The following is a 22,922-nucleotide window of genomic DNA, read 5'->3' on the forward strand; positions in this document are numbered from 1 at the left end:
CCGCCCCGGACCAAGGAGAACCATGCAGGTATTTCTGCAGACCCTCATCGGAGGGATCGGCTTCGGCGCCGTCTACGCCCTGGTGGCGATGGGATTCTCGATCGTCTACCGGACCATGGGGCTGGTCAACTTCGCCCACGGCAACGTGGTGATGATCGGCGCGTACGCGGCCTCCACGTTCTACATGTCCGCCCATCTGCCGTTCGCGGTGGCCATGGTGGTCGCCATCGTCGTGACCGGCGTCGTCGGCCTCGTCATCGAGCGGATGCTGCGCCGGCTGGAGGGCCGCGACTTCGACCTGATGCTGATCGGCACCATCGGCTTCGGCACCGTGCTGGAGGCGCTGGCCGTGCTCATCTGGGGCGCCACCGGGCACGCCGTCCCCTCCCCGGTGGGCAGCGCGCCGCTGGACGTGTTCGGCATCCGGATCCGCACCTACAGCCTCGTCGTCATCGCCATCGCCGCCGTGGCGACCGTGCTGCTGGCCCTGTTCCTGCAGCGAACCAAGCTCGGCGCGGCGATGCAGGCGGTCGCGATGAACCCGCACGCCGCGACCGCCGTGGGCGTCCACGTCGGCCGCAGCAACGCCATGGCCTTCGCCATCGGCGCCGGTCTGGCCGCCCTGGCCGGTGGCCTGGTCGGGCCGCTGCTCTACGTCAGCCCGGTCATGGGCGGATCGCTCGGCATCAAGGGCTTCGCCGCGGCCATCTTCGGCGGCTTCGGCAGCATCCCCGGCGCGATCGTCGGCGGCATGGCCTTCGGGATCCTCGACTCCTTCGCCGCCGGCGCCTTCCAGGGGTACTCGGAACTGGTCGTCTTCCTGGTGTTCGCGGTCGCCGTCATGATCCGCCCGACCGGGATCTTCGGTGAGAGGACGGTGAACCGCGCGTGAAGCGCCTGACCCCCGTCGCCCTCGTCCTCCTCGCGGTCGCCGCCTGGCTGCTGCCGTACGGGCTGGACCGCTACGCCATCCACGTGGTCGACGTCGCCGTCATCTTCGCCCTGCTGGGCATCGGCCTGGGCCTCGTCATGGGTGTGGCCGGGCAGATCAACCTGGCCCAGGTGGCCTTCTTCGGCATCGGCGCGTACGCCTGCGCGATCCTGACCACCCGGGCCGGGCTCGGCTTCTGGGTCGCCGCCGCGCTGGCCGTCCTGGCGGCCGTCGTCGTGGGCCTGGTGGTGTCCGTCCCGGCGCTGCGCGTGCAGTCCCACTACCTCGGCATCGTGACGCTGGGCCTGGCCCTGGCGTTCATCAACTGGATCACCAACGCGGCCCTGGCCGGCAAGTCGGAAGGCATCAGCGACCTGCCGGTGCCGCCGATGTTCGGCGTCGACCTGAGCAGCGAGTACCTCTTCTACTACGTCGAACTGGTGGTCTTCGCGATCGCGCTGGCCTTCGCCCTGTTCGTGGTCCGAACCCCGCTCGGGCGCCGGATGCGGGCGATGCGCGACGACAGCCTCGCCGCCGGGGCGCTCGGCGCGGAGATCCCGCTGCTGCGCATCACCGCGTTCGTCCTGTCCGGCCTGTACGGCGGCGTCGCCGGCGTCCTGTACGCGGGCCTGATCCGCTACGTCGCCCCGGAGACCTTCAGCGTCGCCAACATGTTCCTGCTGCTCGCGATGGTCATCATCGGCGGCAGGCAGAGCATCGTGGGCTGCGTCGTCGGCGCGCTGGTGCTGTCGTTGCTGCGGGAGGTCCTCGTCGACTTCTCGGTCTACGCCCAGCTCGGCTACGGCTCCGTCGTGGTGCTCATGGTCGTGTTCGCCCCCACCGGGCTCGCGGGCGTCCCCCGGCTCGTGCGCTCCTGGCTGCGCCGGCGTACGGGTCGCGACGAGGGCCGCCGGGCCGCGCTCGGACCGTTCGCGCCGTACGAGCCCGCGCCCGTGCGCGGCGGCGGCGTGATGCTGGAAGTGCGTGGCGTGGGCATGAGCTTCAAGGGCCTGCGCGCCCTCGACGACGTGACGCTGAGCGTGCCCGCCGGCCAGATCCGCGGCGTGGTCGGGCCCAACGGTTCGGGCAAGACCACGCTGTTCAACATCATCAGCGGCTTCTACGTCCCCACCTCCGGGCGGGTCCTCCTGGAGGGGCGCGGCATCGGCGGCACCGCGCCGTACCGGCTCTCCCAGCTCGGCGTGGCGCGCACCTTCCAGAACCTGCGCCTGTTCGGCGACCTCACCGTCCGGGAGAACGTCCTGGTCGCCCTGGACCGCACCCGCACCCGATGGATCTGGCGATACGTGCTGCTGCCCTGGGGCGTCGTACGGCACGACCGGGACCTGCGCCGTCACGCGGACGAGATCCTCGGCCGCTACGGCCTGGGCGACTACGCCGACGCCCAGCCGAAATCCCTGCCGTACGGCATCCAGCGCCGCATCGAGATCGCCCGCGCCATGGCCATGTCGCCGCGTCTGCTGCTCCTCGACGAACCGGCCGCCGGACTGAACGACGAGGAGGTGCGGCAGCTGGCCGCGATGGTCCGGTCCATCCGCGACTCCGGGGTCACCGTAGTGATCATCGAGCACCACATGGGGCTGGTCATGTCCCTGTGCGACCAGGTCACGGTGCTGTCCGGCGGCCGGGTCATCGCCGACGGCCCGCCCGCCGAGGTCGCCGTCGTGCCCGAGGTCGTGGAGGCATACCTCGGCGAGGCCGGCTACCTGAACGCCGGGACGCAGGACGCACAGGAGGTCACCCGATGAGCGGACCGGAACTGACCGTCGCCGGGCTCGGCGTCACCTACGGCGGCGTGCGGGCCGCGCACGACATCGGCTTCTCCGTCGCGCCGGGGGAGTCCGTGGGCATCATCGGGGCCAACGGCGCGGGCAAGACCTCCACGCTCAAGGCCATCATGGGGCTCGCCCCGAGGGTGGTCCGGTCGCTGCGCTTCGGCGAGCACGACCTGTGCCGGATGCCCGCGCACCACGTGGTGCGCGCCGGAATCGGCTACGTCCCCGAGGGCAGGCACGTCTTCCCCGGCCTGTCGGTGGAGAAGAACCTGCTGCTGGGGGCCTACACCCGCCCGTGGAGGGCGCAGACGCGGGCGTCGCTGGACGAGGTCTACGACCTGTTCCCGGTGCTCGGCGAGATGCGCGACCGGCTCGCCGGGGCGCTGTCGGGCGGCCAGCAGCAGATGCTGGCCATCGGCCGGGCGCTGATGTCGCGGCCCCGGCTCATGGTGCTGGACGAACCGTCCATGGGCCTGTCGCCCAAGCTGGTCGGCCAGATCGTCGAGGTGCTCAAGAAGCTCAACGCGGAGGGGCTGAGCATCCTGCTGGTCGAGCAGAACGCCAAGCTCACCTTCGAGGTCACCAGCCGCTGCCTGGTCATGGAGAACGGCGAGATCGCGATGACCGGAAGCTGCGAGGACCTGCGGGGCGACCCGAAGGTCCGCAGCATCTACCTCGGCCTGTGAGCCGCCGTTCGCTGGCGGTCCTCATCGGCTGCGGGGCCGTCTTCGGGCTCTCCTTCGTGTTCGTCCGGGCGGCCGTGCCGTACCTCGGCCCGGTCGCCCTTTCCCTGGGCCGCACGCTCATCGGGGGAGTCCTGCTGCTGGCCGTCGTACGCGCCCGCGGGTTGAAGCGCGGCGACGTGCCGGCCCGGCGGTTCGCGCTGCTCGGCGTGCTGTCGGCCGCGGCGCCGTTCCTGCTGCTGTCGATCGCCACGACCAGCCTCGACGCCGGGACCACCGCGGTGGTGAACGCCTCCAGTCCCGCGTTCGCGCTGCTCATCGAGGTCACGGCCCGGCGGGAACGGCTCAGCCGCAGGCGCCTCGCCGGCCTCGTCACCTGCATGGCCGGGGTGACACTGGCGACCGCCCCGCGCGGCCTCGGCGTCAGCGGCGACGGGGTCGCCGGCGTCGCGGCCGTTCTGCTCGGCGCCTTCGTCTTCGCCTACGGCGGCTCGTACGCGGGCCGGGGCTTCGCCGGAGTGCCGCCCCTGGTCGTGGCGGCCGGGCAGCAACTCGGCGCGGCCGCCGTCCTGGCCCCGCTTCTCGTGCTGTCCCCGCCGCCGGGCCCGTTCACCGCCGGGGTCGCCGCGGACGTCGTCGGACTCGGCGTCCTCGGCAGCGGACTGGCCTACCTGTTGTTCTACTGGCTCATCGACCATGTGGGACCCGTCCGTACGGCCGGCGTCAACCTGTTGGTGCCGGCCTTCGGCGTCCTGTGGGGCTTCCTGCTGCTGGGTGAGCCGCTGTCACCGGTGACGATCGCCGGGATCGGCGTGATCGTGGTCGGCCTGCGGTGGGTCCTTCACCCGCTCTCCTGAGCGTGGCAGGACTCCGGGCGCTTCGGCGTGGTCCGCTCGGCGCCCGGCTGTCCGACGCTTGTTCACGCGGACTCACGCCACAGGAGGCGTGACCGTACGACGTGCCGGATGGGTTCCGTCTCAGCGAAGTTGATCGCGGCCAGCGTGTCCACCACGTCCAACGCGCGTGCCGCGAGCGTCTCGCGGTCGATCGAGATCGTGCTGAGCGTGGGATGCACCGCTTCCCCCAGGCTGAGCCCGTCGATGCCGAGAATCCTCACCTGCTCGGGGACCTTGATATTGAGGGTGTGCGCGGCGTGGATGGCGCCGATGGCCATCAGGTCGTTGAACACCAGCACCGCGTCGACGTACGGATGCGCACGCATGAGCTCCACGAAGGCGAGCGAGCCTCCCCTGATCGACTCCTCCCCGGCCACTGCCGCCTTCGGCTGGCCGGGACCGATGAGCTCTTCGAAGTCGCGGCGCCGCGAGGAGGGCACATATACCGAGGACTGGCGCAGCGAATAATCGGAATCGATCATCCCGATGCTGCGGGCGCCTTTGGCGCGCAACGCGTGAATCGCCTCCTCGATCCCGGAACGGAGGTCGAGTTCCACCGAGTGCGTCCCCGGCAGGTGCTCGGTGCGGTCCAGCACCACGACGGGAACGCCGTCACGCGCCTCCTCGATCCGCTCCATCGACGACCAGAAATGGCCTACCACCACGTCCACCTGCGGGGACAGCATTCGCAGCGCCGCGGTCTCGTCGGCCGACTCGCTCGAGGCCATGATGACCTGCCAGTTCCGGGAGGCCGCGCAGTCGAGAAGATCACCGGCGATCTCGGTGTAGTACGGGTTGCGGAAGGAGCTGACGACGAGGCCGAGAGTGCGTGTCTTCTCCCGCGCCACCAGGCTGCGGGCGAACCTGCTCGGGCGGTAGCCCAGCCTCGCGCTGGCCTCCAGGACGCGTCTCTTCGTCTCGTCGTTGATCCCGTCCATGTCGTTGAGCGCCCTGGTCACGGTCTGACGAGAGACCCCGGCGAGGGCTGCCACGTCATGGATCGTCACCCGCTTGGCCATCGATGTCTCCGGCTCCTGTGGTCGGCATCCTGAGCGGTCACCCGGCAGAAACACCACTCTGCCGTCGCCGGCGATCGGCTGTTGCCCGGAAGGCGGCAGCCGGGGGCGTTCTGGGATCTGCCGCAAAACGTCAGGCCGCACCAGCCTATCGATCCGCTGCTCCTGACAATCGGGCCGGGCCGCCGTCTCTTGATCACTGCTCGCCTTAGCCCCCGGGCCCGGTCTGAAACTTTCCAGGCAGTGCTCGCCGGTCTCGCGCTCCGACGGTCCGGGTCGTCGCAGGTGGAGGGGCATACGAACACGGCCGAGCTTCCTGCGTGAATCCGTCGTGAACGTTCACGGCTTCCCCTCTTCCCGGCTCGTTTGTAGCCTGCAGGCCTTCCGGCCACCGGCTGGAAGTCTCGCCCCCGCTTGCGCGGGGCCCCCCAACCACGAGGTAGGTCATGAGAGGAAAGCTCGTCGCCCTCGGCGCCGCCGTACTCGCGGCTTTGGCGTCGATCCTGGTCGCGGTCCAGCCCGCGTCCGCGGCCGTGGGCCTGCACGTCAGCGGCACGAAGATCGTCGAGGCCAACGGCCGGGAATTCGTCATGCGGGGCGTCAACCACCCCCATGTCTGGTACGCCAACCGGACCGGCTCGTTCGCCGACATCAAGGCGCTCGGCGCCAACACCGTGCGTGTGGTGCTGGGCAGCGGCAAGCGGTGGGGGCCGTCCAACGACGTCGCCAACGTGGTCGCGCTGTGCAAGCAGAACCGGCTGATCTGCGTGCTTGAGGTGCACGACACCACCGGGTACGGCGAGGAGGGCGCCGCCGCCTCGCTGGACGAGGCGGTCGACTACTGGATCAGCCAGAAGAGCGCCCTGGCCGGCGAGGAGAACCACGTCGTCATCAACATCGGCAACGAGCCGATCGGCAACACCAACGCCGCCCAGTGGACCGACGCCACCGCCAACGCGATCAAGAAGATGCGCAGCAACGGCTTCGAGCACCTGCTCATGGTCGACGCGCCCAACTGGGGCCAGGACTGGCAGTACGTCATGCGCGACAACGCCCAGACGATCCTGGACGCCGACAGCCGGCACAACACCGTGCTGTCGATCCACATGTACGCCGTGTTCAACAGCGCCGCGAGCATCGTCGACTACCTCAACCGGTTCCAGGCCAAGGGCTGGCCGCTGGTCATCGGCGAGTTCGGCTGGCAGTTCAACTCCGGCGAGGTCGACGACCAGACGATCCTGTCCGAGGCGCAGGCGCGCGGCCTGGGCTGGCTCGCCTGGTCCTGGAGCGGCAACAGCGACCCGATCCTGGACATGACGCTCAACTTCGACCCGAAGCAGCTCACCACCTGGGGTAAGAGGGTCTTCGACGGCGCCAACGGCATCAAGGCGACCGCCAAGGAGGCCTCGATCTACAGCGGTGGCAGCCCCTCGCCGTCACCCAGCCCGTCGCCCAGTGCCTCGCCGTCCACGTCGCCGTCACCCAGCCCGTCGCCCTCCCCGAGCCCCTCCCCGAGCGCCTCGCCGTCGCCCAGGCCCGGCGGCTGTACGGCCACCTACTCCGTCGTCGGCCAGTGGCCGGGCGGTTTCCAGGGTGAGGTCAAGGTCACCGCGGGCAGCTCGGCGATCAAGGGCTGGACCGTGACGTGGACCTTCGCCAACGGCCAGACCGTCACCAACGCCTGGAACGCGACGGTCACCGGCAGCGGATCCGGTGTGACCGCCCGCAACATGAGCTACAACGGCAGCCTCGGCGCCGGAGCGAGCACGACCTTCGGGTTCCTCGGGTCGTGGAACGGCGGCAACAGCGTCCCCACGCCGTCCTGCGCCGCGAGCTGACGAACACCGGCGCGGGCCGGGTGTGCCGTACACCTGCCGTACATCCGGCCCGTGCCACCGGCTCGCGCCACCGGCCCGCGCCACCGGCCGGGAGTGGCCGGGGCTACGGCCGGCGCCCTTCACGCGGGAGTGTTCCGGTCCCCATGCCGGGGCCCGCTGCCGTTTCGTCATGCCCCAGACGGCTCCAACCCGCTTATTTTGCTGCCATAAATAAGTTCGCCACCGTTCATCCTGTTTAGTCCAATTTATCCTGATTACTACGCCCTAAAGGGGCATCCGCGCGCCGTGTCGGCGGAGCGGAGGCGCCTCTGTGATTTCGTGCTGACTTACTGCGATTTCTTCGCATCGGCGGGCTTGCGGAACGCCTGTGCCCGAGCACCCGGAAAGCCTTGACCTCCTTATTTAATCCAATTAATAATGCTCGGCATCGAATCGGCGGTCTTGGAGGAACGGCGATGATGGGGAAGACGAGGGGGCCGGGAACGCGCGCCTCGGCCGTGTTAGCCGCAGCGGCCCTGGTCATCACGGGATGTAGCTCCTCCAATGGAGGACAGGGCACGACGAACGGCGCTCCGGACGTCACATTGGTCGCCTACACCGGCCAGTCGAGTGACTACCAGGTCAACTTCAACCCGTATTCGAGCAACATCGGCGGCATCGGCACGATCTTCGAGCCGCTGTTCTACTTCAACATGCTGCGGGCCGCCCCGCCCGAGCCGCGTCTGGCCACGGCGTACTCCTGGAACAGCGACGGCACGCAGCTGTCCGTCACACTGCGCGAGGGCGTGAAGTGGTCCGACGGTCAGCCGTTCACCGCGCGGGACGTGCTGTTCACGCTGGACATGCTCAGCCGGCACAAGGAGATGAACGGCATCGGCTACGACGGCGAGGCGACCGCGCCCGACGACACCCACGTGGTGATCACGTTCGACCGTCCATCCTTCGTGTTCGGACCGCAGGTCCTCGGCCGGGTCTACATCGTGCCCGAGCACAAGTGGAAGAGCGTCGCCGATCCGGCGACCGACACGGTCGCCGGCCCTGTCGGCACCGGGCCGTACACGTTGGCGGAGTTCAAGCCCCAGGCGTTCACCTACGCCGCGAACCCCGCCTACTGGGGCGGCGCGCCCGCGGTCAAGAAGGTCCGCTTCCTGGCGTTGTCCGGAAACCAGTCCGGCGAGCAGGCGCTGCGGGCCGGTCAGATCGACTGGCAGTCCGCGCCGATCCCGGACGTCAAGAACGTCGAGAAGAACTACCCCGGATACAAGGCGCTCATCACCCCGCTGAACCAGATGGTGCTGACCACCTGCAGCAATCCGGCACTCGGCTGCACCGGTCCGCAGACCGACCCGGCGGTCCGTCACGCGATCTACTACGCCCTCAACCGCACGCAGATCAACTCGCTGGCCTTCGAGGGCACATCCAGCGAGATCTCACCCGGCTTCGGGCTGCTCGGCCGGGACACGGCGGTGATCTCCGGCGCGCTGCGGGACCGGATCGCCCCGATGCGGCCCGACCTGGCCAAGGCCCAGCAGGCGTTGCAGGACGCGGGCTACAGCAAGGGGAGCGACGGCTTCTACGCCAAGGGCGGCAAGCCGCTGTCGCTGACCGTGAAGACGGTGGCCGGGTGGGCCGACTACATCACCGCGCTCAGCACGATGAGCCAGCAGCTCAAGGAGGCCGGGATCAGGCTGACCGTCGAGCAACTGTCCTGGAACGAGTGGACCGCGCAGCGCCAGAGCGGCAGGTTCCAGCTGATCATGGACTCGCTGAACCAGGGCCCGGCTCCGGACCCGTACTACCTGTACAGCTACTTCTTCGGCACGGCAGGGACGGCCAAGGTCGGTGACAAGGCCGGCACGAACTGGAGCCGCTTCTCCGACCCCAAGGCGGACGAGGCGCTCGACGCGTTGACCCGCCTCGACCCGAAGGACACGGCGGCGCGGCAGAAGTACTTCGACACCATCCAGGTCGAGGCCGAGCAGGCGATGCCGTACATCCCGGTGCTGACGCAGGGCACGGTCACCGAGTATCACGACGCGAAGTTCACCGGGTGGCCGACCGAGGCCGATCCGTACGCCATGCCCGCGGTCTGGCAGGCGCCGGACAACGCGGAGGTCCTGAAGCGCCTGCGGCCCACGGGCAAGTGAGCGTCGCCGATGCGGTACTACCTGCGCAAGGTGGCCTTCTACCTCGTCGCCCTGTGGGCGGCGCTGACGCTGAACTTCCTCATTCCGAGGATGATGCCGGGCGATCCCGTGGACATCCTGCTGGCCAAGCTCCAGCAGCGGGGCGGCAGCGTCGATCCCGCGACCCGGCGGGCGTACGAGCTGCTGCTCGGCACGGACACGCACGAGTCCCTCCTGCACCAGTACCTCGGCTATCTCGGCAACATCGCGCAGGGCCGGCTGGGGGTCTCGGTGAGCGACTTCCCGGCTCCGGTGTCGTCGGTGATCGCGACGTCGCTGCCGTGGACGGTGGCCCTGGTCGGCCTGGCGACGCTGCTGTCGGTCCTGCTGGGCACCGGCCTGGGCGTCCTGGTGGGGTGGCGGCGCGGCAGCTGGCTCGATTCCCTGGTGCCCGCGACGACCGTGCTGTCGGCCGTGCCGTACTTCTGGCTGGCGCTGATCCTGGTGGCGGTCTTCGGCTCGGCGCTCGGCTGGTTCCCCCTGCTGGGCGGCTACGACGTGACGCTCACGCCCGGGGTGAACGGCCCGTTCCTGGGGTCGGCCGTCTACCACGGCGTGCTGCCCGCCATCACCATCGTCGTCTCCTCGGCGGGCTCGTGGCTGCTCGGCACCCGGAACATGATGGTCTCCACCCTGGCGGAGGACTACGTGCTCACCGCATGGGCCAAGGGACTGCGCAAGCGCCGGATCATGGTGTGGTACGCCGCGCGCAACGCGGTCCTGCCCACGGTCGCCGGATTCGCCATCTCGCTGGGGTTCGTGGTCGCGGGCTCCGTCGTCACCGAGCAGGTGTTCGCCTACCCGGGCATCGGCTCCAAGCTGCTGCAGGCCGTGCAGGGCAACGACTACGCGCTGATGCAGGGCATCTTCCTGGTCATCACGGTCGCGGTGCTCGGCGCCAACCTCCTCGTCGACCTGCTGTACGGCCTGGTCGACCCGAGGGTCAGGACGTGAGGGGCGGAGCGACGTGACGAACCTCAATCCCGACCTGGCGGCCGTCCGGGCCCGGGCCGGCCGGCGCGGTCCGCTGCCGCGCAGGTCACCCAAGCTGGTCGTCGGGGCCGGCCTCATTCTGGCGATAACGGCGTGGGCCGTCGCCGGCCCGTTGCTCGTCGGGGACCCCGACGCGATCAGGGACATCGGCCTCACCGGTCCCAGCGCGGCGCACCTGCTCGGCACCACGCAGACCGGCCAGGACGTGCTGGCCCAGCTGGCGTACGCGACCCGGGGTTCGCTGTACATCGGCGTGCTTGTCGGGATCCTGGCCACCTTCCTGTCCGCGCTGTTCGGCATCGTCGGCGGCTATCTCGGCGGGCTCGTGGACGAGGCGTTCTCGCTGATGTCGAACGTGATGCTGGTGATTCCCGGCCTGCCGCTGGTCATCGTGATCTCCGCGTTCGTGCCGGCGGAGGCGCGCGGCTCGTGGACCATCGCCGTGGTGCTGGCCGTCACGGGATGGGCCGGGTCGGCGCGGGTGCTGCGCGCGCAGACCCTTTCGCTGCGGGGCCGCGACTACGTGCTGGCGTCGCGGGTGGGCGGGGAGCGGCCCTGGCGCATCGTCGCGGTGGAGATCCTGCCGAACCTGCTGCCGCTGCTCGCCTCCCAGTTCGTGTTCTCCGTCATCGCGGCGATCCTCAGCGAGGCGGGCCTGTCGTTCCTCGGCCTCGGCGCCTCGAACTCCGCGACCCTGGGCACGATGCTCAACTACGCCCAGAACGGGTTCGCGCTCCAGCGTGGCGCCTGGTGGTGGTTCGTGCCACCGGGTCTGATCATCGCGCTGTTCGGCTGCGGGCTCGCGCTGGTGAACTTCGGCATCGACGAGATCATCAACCCGCGCCTGCGGAACGTGCCGCGCCGCGGCCGGGCGGATCGGCCGAGGGACCCCCGGCCGGTGCCGCGCCAGGACCCGGACGTGGTGCTGACCGTGCGGGACCTGTCCGTCACCTACCAGGCCGAGCGCCCGGTGGAGGCCGTACGGGCGGCGTCGCTGACGCTGCACCGAGGAGAGATCCTGGGGCTGGCCGGCGAGTCCGGGTGCGGCAAGACCACGCTCGCGTACGCCGTCAGCAGGCTGCACCGCCCGCCCGCGGAGATAACGGCCGGCACGGTGACCTTCCACGACCGGTCCGGACGCGACGTCGACGTGCTCGCGCTGGAGCCCGAGCGACTGCGCGGCTTCCGCTGGGCCCAGCTGTCCATGGTGTTCCAGGGCGCGATGAACGCGCTGAACCCCGTCATGACGATCCGCGCGCAGCTGGAGGACGTGCTCACCACCCACCGGCCGGACCTGTCGCGGCGCGAGCGGCGCGCCCGCTGCCACGACGCGCTCACGATGGTGGGGGTGGACCCGCGACGGCTGCGCTCCTACCCCCACGAACTGTCCGGCGGCATGCGGCAGCGCGTGATGATAGCGATGGCGCTCCTGCTCGACCCCCAGGTCGTCATCCTGGACGAGCCGACCACCGCGCTCGACGTCGTGGTGCAGCGCGGGATCCTCCGCGAGATCCTCAGGTTCCGCGACGAACTGCGCTTCGCCGTCCTGTTCATCACCCACGACCTGCCGCTGCTGCTGGAGGTGAGCGACCGCGTCGCGATCATGCGGAACGGACAGATCGTCGAGCAGGCCCCGGCAGGGCGGATCCTCGCGGAGCCGAGACACCCGTACACCCGGCACCTGCTGGATTCGTTCCCCAGCCTCACCGGCGAGCGCGGCCGGTTGATCCGCGCCGCCGGGTCAGAGGCGGTACCACCGGGAGGTGAGCAGTGAGCATCACGCTCGAAGCACGGGATCTGGTCAAGGACTTCCCCATCCGCGGCGGACTGCGCCGGACGCGGCTGCGGGCGGTCGACCACGTCTCGTTCACCATTCCGCCCGGCCGCACCCTCGGCCTGGTCGGTGAGTCGGGCTCGGGCAAGTCCACGATCGCCCGCATGATCACTCGGCTGGAGAAGCCCACCGCCGGCGGGATCACCCTGCGTGGTGCGGACGGCGCGCCGGTGCCGGACGCCGTCCACCGGGACCACGTGCAGATGGTGTTCCAGGATCCCTTCGCGTCGCTGAATCCCTTTCACACGGTCGGGCACCACCTGGCCCGGCCGCTGCGGCTGCACCGGCGCGCCCGGGACCGGGCGGACACCTGGCGGCAGGTGCTGGAGTTGCTGGAGCGGGTGAGTCTCCCGGCCGGGGAGGTCGTGCACCGCCGGCCGCACGAACTGTCCGGCGGGCAGCGCCAGCGCGTCGCCATCGCCCGGGCGCTCGCCCCCGGCGCGAAGGTGATCGTGGCCGACGAGCCGGTGTCCATGCTGGACGTCTCCATCCGGCTGGGGATCCTCACGCTGCTGGCGCGCCTGCAACAGGAGGAGAACCTCGCGGTCCTGTACATCACCCACGACCTCGCCACCGCGCGGCACTTCTCCGACGAGATCCTCGTGCTGTATCGGGGGAGGGTGGTCGAGCGCGGGCCCGCCGACGACGTGATTCTCAACCCGCGGCACCCCTACACCAAGCTGCTGGCCGCCGCGTCCCCCGACCCGCGGGCCGGGCGCCGCCCACCGGACATCGACCCCGGCTCGGTCGCCGCCGCCGGCGACGTGGGCGGATACGACCACTACACAGCACGATGGGAGGATCCCGTCGATCAAGGATCTGACCGTCATCGCTGAACCACATGAGACACGTCCCCGCCGAGCCCCGAACCCGCGGCCGACCGGTGGCGTCAAGGAGGCCGAATGGCGACCAGCCCCGCCGGGGCCGGGAGGCCGAAAACCCGCGGCATCGTGCTCGACCACATCAGGGCGGCGCGCACCATCAGCCGGATCGAGCTCGCCGCCGTCACCGGCGTCACGCCGGCGACCATCACCCAGGTCGTCCGTGAGCTCATGGCTCACGGGCTCGTCGTGGAGGTGGGGCGCGGCGCGTCGACCGGCGGCAAGCCCCCGACACTGCTGCAGCTCAACCCGCACGCCCGGTACGCGGTGGGAGTCCTGTTCGAACGCAACAGCTGCGTCATCGTGATCGTGGACCTGACCGGCCGGCAGGTCGCGCGGACCTCGTTCCCCGGGACGGCGCTGCTGCCGCCCGAGCAGGCCCTCTCCATAGTGGCCTCACGGGTGGAGGCCCTGATCGGCGCCGCCGGAGTCGATCGCGGCAGGGTGCTCGGGGTGGGGCTGGCGACCTACGGACCACAGGACCGGCAGACGGGCGTGCTGCTGACCCACCAGCCGACCGCCGAATGGTTCGAGTATCCGGTCGGGCCGCGCCTGTCCGAGCTGCTGGGCCTGCCGGTGCTGCTCGACAACGACGCGGCGGCCGCGGCGATCGGGGAGCACTGGCTGGGCGCGGTGGAGCAGGACACCTTCGGGTGTCTCTACATGGCCAGCGGAATCGGCGGGGGAGTCGTCGTCGACGGTGAGGTGTACCGGGGCGTCTCCTCCAACGGCGTTGAGATCGGCCACATCACCATCGACGTCAACGGAGGACGGTGCGATTGCGGCAACTACGGCTGCCTCGGGAACTACGCGGATCCCTCCGCCGTGATCAAGCAGGCCTTGGAGGACTCGAGCCTCGGCCGGCGGCTGGGGCTCGACCCCGCCGACACCGACGTCATGACCGCGTTCGGGCGTGTCGCGACGGCCGCCGGGGCCGGAGACCCGGCGGCACGGGGCCTCGTCGAGGGCTCCGCCCGGCACCTGGGCACCGCGGCGGTCACCATGGCGAGCCTGTTCGACCTCGACCTGATCGTGCTCGCCGGCCCCAGTTTCGCCGCGGCCGGCTCGATCTACCAGTCGGTGATCGAAGAGGAGGTGCAACGGCGTACCTTCGCCCGCCGGGCGCACCCGGTGCGGGTGGTCACCTCGGTCAGCGGCTCGGACGCGGCCGCGATCGGTGGCGCCGTGCTCGTCCTGCAGAGCGAACTGGCCTTCCTGGAGCTCGACGCACGAGCCTGACGCACGAGTCCGACGCACGAGTCCGAGGGGTGCCATGCCGTCACCGGCGGCTCGGTCACGCCGACATCGAATCCTGGGAGATGAGTCTTGTCCTACTACGAGGACTACGCGCCTGGATCCGGCAGGCGTCTGCCGCGCTCCTTCTTCACCTCCGACGCCCCCGTGCTCACCCTCAACGGCGACTGGCGCTTCCGGCTCTCGCCGACCCCTGCGGCGGCCGGAGGCGGCGTCGAGGCGACGGGCTTGGACGATTCGAACTGGGACCTGCTCCCCGTGCCCGGCCACTGGCAGCTGCACGGCCACGGCGATCCGGCGTACACCTGCTGCATGTTCCCCTTCCCGGCCGACCCGCCTCACGTGCCGGACGAGAACCCGACCGGCGACTACCGCCGCGTCTTCGACGTGCCCGCGTCCTGGCAGGGCCTGGACGCGGTCCTGCGCTTCGAGGGGGTGGACTCGTGCTTCGTCGTCTGGCTCAACGGGCACCGGCTCGGCTGGTCGACCGGCAGCAGGCTGCCCGTCGAGTTCGACGTCACGCCTCACCTGCGGGTGGGCCGCAACGTGCTGGCCGTACGGGTGCACCAGTGGTCGGCCGGCAGCTACCTGGAAGACCAGGACATGTGGTGGCTGTCCGGCATCTTCCGCGATGTGACCCTGCTCGCCCGGCCGGCCGGCGGGATCGAGGACTTCTTCGTCCGAGCCGACTACGACCACCGAACCGGGCGTGGGTCCTTGCGGGTGGAAACACCGGCACCGGCCCGGCTCACCGTACCCGAACTCGGCCTGGTCGACGTGCCGGCAGCGGGTCCGTACGAACTCGACGCCGTCCAGCCGTGGTCGGCCGAGCAGCCCCGGCTGTACCGGGGGACGCTGCACACCGAGGCCGAGCGCGTCGACATCGCCGTCGGCTTCCGCACCGTGGCGGTGACCGACGGCGTGCTCACCGTCAACGGCCGCCGCGTCGTGTTCCGCGGCGTCAACCGCCACGAGTGGCATCCCGACCGCGGGCGTGCGCTGACCGAGGAGGACATGCGCGCGGACCTGCTGCTGCTGAAACAGCACAACGTCAACGCGGTGCGCACCAGCCACTATCCGCCCCATCCGCGGTTCCTCGAACTCTGCGACGAACTCGGCATGTGGGTGGTGGACGAGTGCGACCTGGAGACGCACGGCTTCTGCGAGTTCGGCTGGCGTGGCAACCCCAGCGCCGACCCGCGCTGGCGTGAGGCGTTCCTGGACCGGATGGCCCGGATGGTGGAGCGGGACAAGAACCGCCCGAGCGTCATCATGTGGTCCCTGGGCAACGAGTCCGATTCCGGGGCGAACCTTCAGGCCATGGCCGAATGGACGCGTCACCGCGACCCCACCCGCCTGATCCACTATGAGCACGACCTCGACAGCCGCTACGTGGACGTCTACAGCAGGATGTACCTTCCGGTGGACGAGGTGGACGCGATCGGACGGCGGGCCGAGCCGCCGCTCCCCGACCCCGAGGCGGACGCGCACCGCCGGGCGCTGCCGTTCGTCCTGGCCGAGTACGCCCACGCCATGGGCAACGGCCCGGGCAACCTGGCCGAATACCAGGCGTTGTTCGACGCCTACCCCCGCTGCCAGGGCGGCTTCGTCTGGGAGTACATCGACCACGGCATCCGGCGGCAGGCCGCCGACGGCCGGGAGTACTTCGCCTACGGCGGGGACTTCGGCGAGGAGCTCCACGACGGGAACTTCGTCGTGGACGGCCTGTTCTTCCCCGACCGCACCCCGTCGCCCGGCGCCCTGCAGTTCAAGAAGATCATCGAGCCCGTCCACATCGAGGTGGACGCATCCCGCGTACGCATCACCAACCGGTACGACATGCGGGATCTGTCGCACCTGGAGTTCCGGTGGCGGCTGGAGCAGGAGGGGCTGCCGGTCACGAGCGGTGTGCTGCGGGTGCCGCCGGTGCCGTCCGGCCGGACGGTCACCGTGTCCGCCCCGCCGTTGCCGTCCTGCGACGCGGAGGCGTTCCTGACCGTGCGGGCGGTGCTCGCCAAGGACGAGCCGTGGGCACCGGAAGGGCACGAGGTCGCCTGGGGACAGGCACAGGTGCACGCGGGCGCCTCCAGCCTCGCGCGGTCAGGCCCCTCGGCACCGGCGCCTCCGGTCTCCGGCGGGGAACGCGTCCTCATCGGGCCGGCCGAGTTCGACCGGGTCACCGGCCGGCTGCGCCGCATCGGCACCTTCCCGGTGGATCACCCTCGGCTGGACCTGTGGCGCGCGCCCGTCGACAACGACCGCTACCTGCACACCGAGTGGCGGGCCTACGGTCTGCACCGGCTGCGGCACCGCCTCATCGGCGTCGACGCCGACGGGACGAGCCTGGTGGTGCGCACCAGGGTCGCCCCGGCCGGCCGGAACATCGGCATGTACGCCACCTACCACTGGTCTTCCGAGGACGACGGGCTGTGTCTGACGCTGCACGTACGGCCGGAGGGGGAGTGGCCCTTCCCCCTGCCCCGGCTCGGGCTGCGCCTCGCGGTGCCCGCCGCGCTGCGCCACGTCGAATGGTTCGGGCGCGGGCCGGGCGAGGCGTACGTGGACTCGTGGCAGGCGGCCCCGGTCGGCCGGTACGTGATGACGGTGGAGCAGATGCAGACTCCGTACGTCTTCCCGCAGGAGAACGGCTCCCGCGCCGACGTACGGTGGGCCACACTCACCGGGCCCGACGGCACGGGGCTGCGTTTCGAGGGCCAGCCGGTCTTCCAGTTCACCGCCCGCCCCTGGACCAGCGAGGACCTGGACGCGGCCCGGCACACGATCGACCTCACGCCCCGGGACGAGATCCACGTCAACCTGGACCTCGCCCAACACGGGCTGGGCAGCGGCTCCTGCGGGCCCGGTGTGCTCCCCCGGTACGAGTTGCGCGCCGAACCCGTGACGTTCCACGTCGTGATGCGCCCGTGGAGCCCGCGCCTCGACGCCGTTCGCCCTCCGGAATAGCCCCGGCGGCTGTTCCTTTCATCCGCGGTGAACCCCGTCCCCGCAGTTTGGAGTCCTCATGCTTGTTCTTTCCGCCGACGGCGTCGGCCTCGTCCTCGACGTGGCTGGTCCGCGCCTGCCCCGTGTCCTGCACTGGGGCGCCTGCCCGGGGCCGCTCGCGGAGCTTCCCCCGATGCCCGCTCAGGACCTCGTGCCGAGCCAGGGCGACGGCTGGTTCGGCCGGCCGGTGCTGTCCGGGCACCGCGACGGCGCCTGGCGCCCGCCCCGCTTCACCCTCCTCCGCCCGGCCGAGGTCGAGGGCGGGCGCGTGGAAGCGCGCGCCGCCGACCTCGAGGGCGGGCTGGAACTGCGGACCGAGATCGAGCTGACCGTCCAGGGCGTGCTGCGCATCCGGCACGAGCTGGTCAACACCGCGTCGTCCCCCTACACCCTGGACCGGCTGGCGTGCCTGATGCCGCTGCCGGCCCAGGCCGGGGAGGTGCTCGACTTCGCCGGCCGGTGGGCGCGAGAACGCTCCCCCCAGCGCGCCCCGCTGCTGCAGGGCGTGTGGTCCAGGGAGAACCGCCGCGGCCGGACCTGGTTCGACGCGGGTCCGCTCGTCGCCGGCACCCCGGGCTTCGGGTTCCGCACGGGCGAGGTGTGGGCCGTGCACGTCGCCTGGAGCGGCAACCATGTCCAGTATGTCGAGCGGCTCGCGGAAGGGGACACCGTGCTCGCCGCCGGCGAGCTGCTCGAACCCGGAGAGGTACGGCTCGGCCGAGGCGAGTCCTACCGTACGCCGTGGGTGTACTTCGCCAGCTCGCAGGACGGGCTGGACGGCCTGAGCCGCCGGTTCCACGAGATGCTGCGCGCCCGCGACGGCCACCCGAGGTCGGCGCGTCCGGTGACGATGAACACCTGGGAGGCGGTCTACTTCGACCACCGCGAGGACCGGCTGCTCGCGCTGGCCGACGCCGCCGCCGAGGTCGGCGCGGAGCGGTTCGTCGTCGACGACGGCTGGTTCCGCCACCGCAGGGGCGACGACGCGGGCCTGGGAGACTGGTATGTGGACGAGTCCGTCTGGCCGGACGGCCTGCACACCCTGGTGCGCCGGGTGCGCGAGCACGGCATGCAGTTCGGGCTGTGGTTCGAGCCCGAGATGGCCAACCCCGACTCGGATCTGATCCGCGCCCATCCGGACTGGCTGCTGGCCGACCCGCAGCGGTGGCCCCTGCCCCTCCGCAACCAGCACACGCTCGACGTCGCACGGCCCGAGGTGTACGCCTACCTGCTGGACCGCATCGGCAGCCTCGTGGCGGAGTACGGCATCGACTACATCAAGTGGGATCACAACCGCGACATCGCCGAACCCGTCCACGAGGGCGTGCCGGGCACCCATGCCCAGACCGAGGCCGTCTACCGGCTGCTGGACGAGCTGCGCGCCCGGTTCCCGGAGCTGGAGATCGAGTCGTGCTCCTCCGGCGGCGCCCGGGCCGACCTCGGCATCCTCGAGCGCACCGACCGCATCTGGGGGTCGGACAACATCGACCCCATCGAACGCCAGCACATCCAGCGGTGGACCGGCCTGCTGCTGCCGTACGAGCTGATCGGCTCACACGTCGGCTCCTCTCCCGCCCACATCACCGGCCGCGCCACCACCCTCGGATTCCGGGCCGCAACCGCGTTGTTCGGCCACGCGGGTGTCGAGGCCGACATCACCGCCTGGACCGCCGACGACCGGAAGGCGCTGGCCGAGTGGATCGCGCTGTACAAACGCCTGCGACCGCTGCTGCACACGGGCGAGCTGGTGCGTGCCGACCACCCCGACCCCGCCGTCCTGGTCCACGGCGTCGTCGCCCCCGACCGCGGCCGGGCCGTGTTCGCCTACGCGCAGGTGGCCACCTCGGCGACGGAGCGGCCTGTGCCGGTCCGGCTGCCCGGTCTCGACCTCGACGCCGAGTACACCGTCGCGGCCATCCCCGGTGCGGTGTCCGGGCCGGTCGACCGCCGGCCACAATGGGCGGCCGGCGACGTACGGCTCACCGGCAGGGCCCTCGCCGTGATCGGCCTGCCCGCCCCCCTTTTCCACGACAAGCCGGGCAATGCCTTCCTTGTCGAGGCAATCCGCACCTGACGAGGGTCGGCGACTCAGGGCGACATCCCGTCCGGCACCATCGGGATCCAGCTGTTCACGGTCCGTGACCTGACGGCCGACAACATGCTCGACCTGCCGGGCACCTTCGAGCTGCTGGCCGACGCCGGCTATGCCGAGTTCGAGATCGGCGGGGACTACGACGGGCGGACCGCGCAGCAGGTGCGCGAACTCGCCGCGACCTATGGCCTCAAGGTGGCAGGGAACCACGCCGAATTTCACCGTTCGTCGACGGCGGCCACCGTCGGCGCGACCGTGACACAACCATGACACGGCGCGGACGAGGCGGGGACACGGCCGGTGGACAGTGGACGGGGTTGACCGGCGGGCGAGTTACGGAGCGTGCTGTGATACTCGGCGGCGTGTCGCGAGTGTTGTTGATCGAGCATGACCCGGCCGGCGGGGGGGCCTTGAGCTGGACCTGACCCGGACCGTCCACCGTGGGACTGGAAGCGGTGTCCGGGCAAGCCGGAGGTGGACCGGGGCGTGGTTGTCCGCGTGTCCCCACCCAGGCCCCAAGGATGCAGCGGTGACCGGCAGTGAGCGAGGACAGACGATGACGACGGTGGACACGGCGGAGACCGGACAGGGCGGCGCCGGCCGCCAGGATCCCGGCGGCGGAACCTGGCGCGCGCACATCCGCCGGGCGATACGCGCCGCCTCCCGGCCGGGCCCCTGGAAGCGCGGCCCGGTGCTCGCGGCGCTGGCGCTGCTGCTGGGCCTGTTCATGCTGCTGCACGCGAAGATTCCGAACCGTGTCGGGAACCTCGGCAGCCTGGTGGAGACCTTCCTGCCGTGGTTCGGCCTGTTCATCCCGGTGCTGCTGGCCGGGGCGCTGTTGCGCCGCTCCGCCTCCGGGGTGGCCGCGCTGCTGCTGCCGGTCATGGTGTGGCTGAACCTCTTCGGCGGGCTGCTCGGCGACAAGTCCCACCCGGGCAGCGACCTCATCGTGGCCGGCCACAACGTCGGCGCCGGCAATCCCGACCCGGCCGGCACCGCCCGCGACCTGGCCGCCTTCGGGGCGGACATGCTGGCCCTGGTGGAAGTGACCGAACAGGCCCGGGGCACGTACGAGAGGGAGCTGGCGAAGGCGTACCCGTACCACACGGTGCAGGGCACGGTCGGGCTGTGGAGCAAGCTGCCGCTCTCGGACACCCAGCCGGTCGACATCGAGATGGACTACGGGCCGCTGGCGGACACCATACCGGCCGACGCCAAGATGCCCTATAACCGGGCGCTGCGCACCACGGTGGCCACCAACCAGGGTCCGCTGGCGGTGTATGTGGCCCACCTGGGGTCCGCACGGGTGAATCCCAGGGCGGGCTTCTGGACGGACTCGCGGGACAGAGGCGCGCAGGCGCTCGGCAAGGCCGTCGCCGCCGAGCAGAACGAGCGGGTGGTGCTGCTCGGCGACCTGAACGGCAGCATGGACGACCGTGCGTTCGCCGACATCACCTCGCAGCTGCGCTCGGCCCAGGACGCGGCCGGGGATGGCTTCGGCTTCAGCTGGCCGGCGAAGTTCCCGGTGGTGCGGATCGACCAGATCCTGGTCCGCGGCGTGGAGCCGGAGAGGTCGTGGGTACTGCCTGCCACCGGCAGCGACCACCTGCCGGTGGCGGCCGGAATCAGCTGGTGAACAGCGCGTAAAGGCCGGCGCGTCCGGTCATCCGGGGACGGAGATCGGTCGACGACGTCGTCACGGCGTCGACCTGAGACGGCTCGCTGACGTCGCACACCAGCCCCAGCTTGTCGCCGCGGCCCTTCAGCTTCTTCACGCCGTCGGCCGGGTCGTCGATGTCGACGGCGACCACGTTCGCGCCGTCCGCCGCGAGCCGCCGGCAGTACGCGTACCCGATGCCCCGCGCCGCCCCGGTCACCACCGCCGTCTTTCCGTCAAGCGCCACGGCTGAGCTCCAGTCCGAGCTGGTGCGCGATCGCGAAGTAGTCCTCCAGGTGCCACGTCCGCACGATCCGGCCGCCGGCCACCTGGTGGAAGTCCGACGCCCGGAACTCGACCTCGCGGCCCGTGCCCTCGACGCCGAGCAACTCGCCGGCGTGTACGCCGCGGTCGACCGAACGCACGGCCACCATGTCGCCGGACTCGACGATGTGCTCGATCGTGACGGTCAGGCCGGAGAACACGCCGCGAAGGTGTTCGATGCTCTTCTTCCAGCCGTCCGGGCCGGGCCCGCTTCGCATGGCCGGGACGGCCTCCCAATCGGGGGCGAGGGCCTCGTCGACCAACGCCGTGTCACCGGTGGCGAGGGCGTCGTAGAAGCGCCGGACCGCGATCTCGTTGTCAGTAGGCATGGATCTCACGGTAGGGACGCGCATCCTCGCTGATCAAAGACCTGTTCCGGAACACGTAATACGATTCGGGCATGACGGACCTCGACCTGCGGCTGGTGCGCTACTTCACCACCGTCGCGTCACACCTGCACTACGGCCGCGCCGCGGCCGAGCTGCGCATCGCGCAGCCGTCGCTGAGCCGGCAGATCAGCCGGCTAGAGGCCCGGGTAGGCGCACGGCTTCTCGACCGTACGCGGCAGGGCACGCGGCTCACCGAAGCGGGAGAGGCCTTCCTCCCTCACGCACACGCATTGTTGCGTTCGTCCGAGCAGGCCATGGCCGTCGCCCGGGCCGCCGCGCGGCCCACCCGGATCACCGTCGGCTACACCGCGGGCGTGATCGTCACTCCGGCGGTGCGGAACCTGCGGCGCAGGCATCCCGACGCCGACGTACGCACGCTGCACCTGGAGTGGAACGAGCCGCGCGAGGCCCTGCTCGACCGGCGGGTCGACGCGGCGATCACCCGGCTGCCGCTGCGAACCGACGGCCTGGACGTGACGATCCTCTACGACGAGCCGAAGATGCTGCTCGTGCCGGTCGGGCACCGGCTGGCCGGGAAGGAGTCGGTCACCCTCGACGACATCGACGGCGAGCCGATCCCTCGCTTCCCTGATCCGGAGTTCGACGCGTACTGGCGCATCGACCCGCGGCCCGGAGGCCGCCCCGCGCCCGGCGGCCCCCCGGTCGAGACCATCGAGGACAAGCTCGAATACATAGCCGCCGGGCAGGCCGTGGCCATCGTCCCGGCCGCTCTGCACGCGGCCGGCATCCGCCCCGACCTCACCGCGATCCCGCTGCACGGCGTCGAACCGGGCCACGTCGTCGTGGCGACCCGGGCCGCGGACCGCGGCCGTCTGGTGGCCGCGTTCCGCACGTCGGCCCGCGACTGCCTGAGCGCTCAGGGCAGCACGGCCGCCGGCTCCGGCTTGTGCACGCCCCACGGCCGGTAGCCCAGCGCATCGGAGACACCCACCAGATCGGCGAGCCGCCAGAGCGGTGCAGGCTCGGGACAGGGCACCGGAAGCCCCGACCAGGCGAAGGCGCCGCGGGAGGCCCGGTGGAAACCATTGACGACCTGCAGCAGCCCGTCCGCCCGCCGGGGCGAACCCGGCCGCCGCCGGGCCCCCGGGCCCGCCCCCCGGGCGGCGGGGGGGAGTTGGGCGGGTGGGC

19 protein-coding genes are annotated in these 22,922 nt (G+C 70.9%); 15 read left to right on the forward strand and 4 right to left on the reverse strand.

Annotated elements, in window-relative coordinates; all coding sequences use genetic code 11:
- Nucleotides 1-22: 22 nt before the first annotated feature.
- Genes ABZ857_RS41710 through ABZ857_RS41725 form a run of 4 tightly spaced genes read left to right on the forward strand, consistent with a single transcriptional unit; the run spans nt 23 to nt 4,267 of the window.
- The gene (locus ABZ857_RS41710; protein WP_357055672.1) at nt 23-892 is read left to right on the forward strand and encodes a branched-chain amino acid ABC transporter permease; all 870 of its coding nucleotides are present in this window, start codon (nt 23-25) and stop codon (nt 890-892) included.
- Complete coding sequence (locus ABZ857_RS41715) at nt 889-2,700, forward strand: branched-chain amino acid ABC transporter ATP-binding protein/permease (RefSeq protein ID WP_357055675.1); 1,812 nt, start codon at nt 889-891, stop codon at nt 2,698-2,700. Before ABZ857_RS41710 ends, ABZ857_RS41715 begins: the two co-directional genes overlap by 4 nt.
- Nucleotides 2,697-3,413: an ABC transporter ATP-binding protein gene (locus ABZ857_RS41720; protein WP_357055677.1), complete on the forward strand. Its 717-nt coding sequence runs from the start codon at nt 2,697-2,699 to the stop codon at nt 3,411-3,413. The genes ABZ857_RS41715 and ABZ857_RS41720 overlap by 4 nt, the downstream gene beginning before the upstream one ends.
- The gene (locus ABZ857_RS41725; protein ID WP_357055680.1) at nt 3,410-4,267 is read left to right on the forward strand and encodes a DMT family transporter; all 858 of its coding nucleotides are present in this window, start codon (nt 3,410-3,412) and stop codon (nt 4,265-4,267) included. Before ABZ857_RS41720 ends, ABZ857_RS41725 begins: the two co-directional genes overlap by 4 nt.
- A gap of 62 nt (nt 4,268-4,329) precedes the next feature.
- Here the strand turns inward: ABZ857_RS41725 and ABZ857_RS41730 are convergent, their stop codons facing one another.
- Nucleotides 4,330-5,325 (reverse strand): LacI family DNA-binding transcriptional regulator, encoded by a 996-nt coding sequence (locus ABZ857_RS41730; protein ID WP_357055683.1) that lies wholly within the window; start codon nt 5,323-5,325, stop codon nt 4,330-4,332.
- A 443-nt stretch (nt 5,326-5,768) separates the two neighbouring features.
- Between ABZ857_RS41730 and ABZ857_RS41735 the strand changes: the two genes are divergently transcribed.
- The 10 genes from ABZ857_RS41735 (at nt 5,769) to ABZ857_RS41780 (ending at nt 21,039) form a co-directional block, all read left to right on the forward strand.
- Nucleotides 5,769-7,160: a cellulase family glycosylhydrolase gene (locus ABZ857_RS41735; RefSeq protein ID WP_357055686.1), complete on the forward strand. Its 1,392-nt coding sequence runs from the start codon at nt 5,769-5,771 to the stop codon at nt 7,158-7,160.
- A 455-nt stretch (nt 7,161-7,615) separates the two neighbouring features.
- Nucleotides 7,616-9,307: an ABC transporter substrate-binding protein gene (locus ABZ857_RS41740; protein WP_357055689.1), complete on the forward strand. Its 1,692-nt coding sequence runs from the start codon at nt 7,616-7,618 to the stop codon at nt 9,305-9,307.
- Between the two features lie 9 nt (nt 9,308-9,316).
- Nucleotides 9,317-10,300 carry an ABC transporter permease gene (locus ABZ857_RS41745; protein WP_357055692.1) on the forward strand — a complete coding sequence of 328 codons (984 nt, stop codon included), beginning with the start codon at nt 9,317-9,319 and terminating at the stop codon, nt 10,298-10,300.
- A 13-nt stretch (nt 10,301-10,313) separates the two neighbouring features.
- The gene (locus tag ABZ857_RS41750) at nt 10,314-12,113 is read left to right on the forward strand and encodes a dipeptide/oligopeptide/nickel ABC transporter permease/ATP-binding protein (RefSeq protein ID WP_357055695.1); all 1,800 of its coding nucleotides are present in this window, start codon (nt 10,314-10,316) and stop codon (nt 12,111-12,113) included.
- Complete coding sequence (locus ABZ857_RS41755) at nt 12,110-13,009, forward strand: ATP-binding cassette domain-containing protein (protein WP_357055698.1); 900 nt, start codon at nt 12,110-12,112, stop codon at nt 13,007-13,009. Before ABZ857_RS41750 ends, ABZ857_RS41755 begins: the two co-directional genes overlap by 4 nt.
- Before the next feature lie 66 nt (nt 13,010-13,075).
- A complete protein-coding gene (locus ABZ857_RS41760) occupies nt 13,076-14,293 on the forward strand; it encodes an ROK family transcriptional regulator (RefSeq protein WP_357055701.1) in 1,218 nt (405 codons plus the stop codon).
- Between the two features lie 87 nt (nt 14,294-14,380).
- Nucleotides 14,381-17,272, forward strand: coding sequence for a glycoside hydrolase family 2 TIM barrel-domain containing protein (locus tag ABZ857_RS41765; RefSeq protein ID WP_357055704.1), 2,892 nt, complete (start codon nt 14,381-14,383; stop codon nt 17,270-17,272).
- Between the two features lie 58 nt (nt 17,273-17,330).
- Nucleotides 17,331-19,385 (forward strand): alpha-galactosidase, encoded by a 2,055-nt coding sequence (locus tag ABZ857_RS41770; protein WP_357055707.1) that lies wholly within the window; start codon nt 17,331-17,333, stop codon nt 19,383-19,385.
- Nucleotides 19,386-19,469: 84 nt separating this feature from the next.
- Nucleotides 19,470-19,673, forward strand: coding sequence for a hypothetical protein (locus ABZ857_RS41775; protein ID WP_357055710.1), 204 nt, complete (start codon nt 19,470-19,472; stop codon nt 19,671-19,673).
- Nucleotides 19,674-19,959: 286 nt separating this feature from the next.
- Nucleotides 19,960-21,039 carry an endonuclease/exonuclease/phosphatase family protein gene (locus tag ABZ857_RS41780; RefSeq protein ID WP_357055713.1) on the forward strand — a complete coding sequence of 360 codons (1,080 nt, stop codon included), beginning with the start codon at nt 19,960-19,962 and terminating at the stop codon, nt 21,037-21,039.
- Here the strand turns inward: ABZ857_RS41780 and ABZ857_RS41785 are convergent.
- On the reverse strand, nt 21,029-21,307 hold the full coding sequence (locus ABZ857_RS41785) for an SDR family NAD(P)-dependent oxidoreductase (RefSeq protein ID WP_357055715.1): 279 nt from the start codon (nt 21,305-21,307) through the stop codon (nt 21,029-21,031). The genes ABZ857_RS41780 and ABZ857_RS41785 overlap by 11 nt on opposite strands.
- A complete protein-coding gene (locus ABZ857_RS41790; protein ID WP_357055718.1) occupies nt 21,297-21,713 on the reverse strand; it encodes an ester cyclase in 417 nt (138 codons plus the stop codon). Before ABZ857_RS41790 ends, ABZ857_RS41785 begins: the two co-directional genes overlap by 11 nt.
- A 71-nt stretch (nt 21,714-21,784) precedes the next feature.
- Here ABZ857_RS41790 and ABZ857_RS41795 point away from each other — a divergent pair, with 71 nt between their 5' ends.
- Nucleotides 21,785-22,702, forward strand: a complete 918-nt coding sequence (locus ABZ857_RS41795; RefSeq protein WP_357055721.1) for a LysR substrate-binding domain-containing protein — start codon at nt 21,785-21,787, stop codon at nt 22,700-22,702.
- Here ABZ857_RS41795 and ABZ857_RS41800 read toward each other — a convergent pair.
- Nucleotides 22,651-22,922, reverse strand: a 272-nt coding sequence (locus ABZ857_RS41800; RefSeq protein WP_357055724.1) for a hypothetical protein, incomplete at its 5' end; no start/stop codon positions are given. The genes ABZ857_RS41795 and ABZ857_RS41800 overlap by 52 nt on opposite strands.

Origin of the sequence: Microbispora sp. NPDC046933, assembly GCF_040644635.1 — a bacterium.
Lineage (GTDB): Bacteria > Actinomycetota > Actinomycetes > Streptosporangiales > Streptosporangiaceae > Microbispora.

What these genes read in the sequence shown, in the direction of transcription:
- ABZ857_RS41710 (WP_357055672.1), top strand. Translation starts at nt 23, where the DNA reads ATGCAGGTATTTCTGCAGACCCTCATCGGAGGGATCGGCTTCGGCGCC.
- ABZ857_RS41720 (WP_357055677.1), top strand. Translation starts at nt 2,697, where the DNA reads ATGAGCGGACCGGAACTGACCGTCGCCGGGCTCGGCGTCACCTACGGC.
- ABZ857_RS41730 (WP_357055683.1), bottom strand. Translation starts at nt 5,325, where the DNA reads ATGGCCAAGCGGGTGACGATCCATGACGTGGCAGCCCTCGCCGGGGTC.
- ABZ857_RS41735 (WP_357055686.1), top strand. Translation starts at nt 5,769, where the DNA reads ATGAGAGGAAAGCTCGTCGCCCTCGGCGCCGCCGTACTCGCGGCTTTG.
- ABZ857_RS41740 (WP_357055689.1), top strand. Translation starts at nt 7,616, where the DNA reads ATGATGGGGAAGACGAGGGGGCCGGGAACGCGCGCCTCGGCCGTGTTA.
- ABZ857_RS41745 (WP_357055692.1), top strand. Translation starts at nt 9,317, where the DNA reads ATGCGGTACTACCTGCGCAAGGTGGCCTTCTACCTCGTCGCCCTGTGG.
- ABZ857_RS41760 (WP_357055701.1), top strand. Translation starts at nt 13,076, where the DNA reads ATGGCGACCAGCCCCGCCGGGGCCGGGAGGCCGAAAACCCGCGGCATC.
- ABZ857_RS41770 (WP_357055707.1), top strand. Translation starts at nt 17,331, where the DNA reads ATGCTTGTTCTTTCCGCCGACGGCGTCGGCCTCGTCCTCGACGTGGCT.
- ABZ857_RS41775 (WP_357055710.1), top strand. Translation starts at nt 19,470, where the DNA reads ATGCTCGACCTGCCGGGCACCTTCGAGCTGCTGGCCGACGCCGGCTAT.
- ABZ857_RS41780 (WP_357055713.1), top strand. Translation starts at nt 19,960, where the DNA reads ATGACGACGGTGGACACGGCGGAGACCGGACAGGGCGGCGCCGGCCGC.
- ABZ857_RS41790 (WP_357055718.1), bottom strand. Translation starts at nt 21,713, where the DNA reads ATGCCTACTGACAACGAGATCGCGGTCCGGCGCTTCTACGACGCCCTC.
- ABZ857_RS41795 (WP_357055721.1), top strand. Translation starts at nt 21,785, where the DNA reads ATGACGGACCTCGACCTGCGGCTGGTGCGCTACTTCACCACCGTCGCG.